At 47.4% G+C, this 1,067-nt stretch carries 1 protein-coding gene and 1 pseudogene; both read left to right on the forward strand.

What is annotated here, in order from left to right:
• Window positions 1–433: pseudogene (locus HWQ67_RS19495) on the forward strand (hypothetical protein); the annotation flags it as partial.
• 195 nt (window positions 434–628) lie between these two features.
• Window positions 629–1,067: Rpn family recombination-promoting nuclease/putative transposase (locus HWQ67_RS19500; protein ID WP_218254361.1), on the forward strand; the 439-nt coding region annotated here is incomplete at its 3' end.

Raw genomic sequence — 1,067 nt, forward strand, 5'->3', positions numbered from 1 at the left:
CGTCTACGCGTGGATAATGGACGGTGTCAAGATACAGGGTAGCAGCGGCTTTGTGGCCAAGGGGATACCACATCAGTGGCAGATCAGGTCAATCGCCGACTACGATGGCGACGGCAGGAGCGACGTACATCTTCAGGATGTCGATTCCGGCAATATATACGTCTGGCTGATGGACGGCATAAAGATCAAGGGCGGAGATTTCGTTAGGCCCAAAGGCGGCGCTGCTCAGTCGATTGGAGTGTTGGTGCGTGTTTCCGGTGCTGATACATGGGCCGTCAAGTCGGTTGGAGACTACAACGGCGACGCCATGAACGACATGCTCTGGCAGGACGGCTCAAACGGCGACGTCTACATCTGGTTCATGGACGGCACGACAATCAACTCCGGAGGCTACGCGGATCAGGGCGTCCCAAGCGACTGGAGCATTTACTAACACGCGGTGAGAGAAAGAAAAGAGAAAGAAAAGGGGGCGGTCTGTGGCAGGGGTGCCTCACCCCCTCCGCCCCCCTTTGAACCCCCCTGCAAGGGGTCACGGACCCCTTGACCCCCTTATATAGATACCCTTAATTCTGTGATGTTGTCTTCGATTTTCGCACACAAAGTATCTGAAAATATGTTAAAATAGAGTATGAGATTTGTTGACGTAAAGAGTGACATAGCCTTTAAGAAGATATTTGGCAACGAACGCAAGAAAGAGATACTGATATCTTTTTTAAACGCAGTGTTAAGTCTCAATGGGGATAGAGAGATCGGTGACATAGAGATACTTAATCCCTATCAGATGCCCAAGATGGAGGGTCTAAAAGAAACTATACTGGATATCAAGGCGGTAGACAAAAGCGGCGTAACGTTTATAGTGGAGATACAGATACAAAAGCAAAAGGGATTTGAAAAACGGGTATTATATTATACAAGCAAGGCATATATAGGCCAGTTAGGAAGGGGAGAGGATTATCCAAATCTAAGGCCGGTGATATATATAGGCATCGTGAATTTTGAAATATTTGAAGGCAATAACTACTTAACAAGGCATCTGATATTGAACAAAGATACGCTTAAGAGGGAAT

Origin of the sequence: Candidatus Magnetobacterium casense (genome assembly GCF_019173545.1) — a bacterium.
GTDB classification, from domain to species: domain Bacteria; phylum Nitrospirota; class Thermodesulfovibrionia; order Thermodesulfovibrionales; family Magnetobacteriaceae; genus Magnetobacterium; species Magnetobacterium cryptolimnobacter.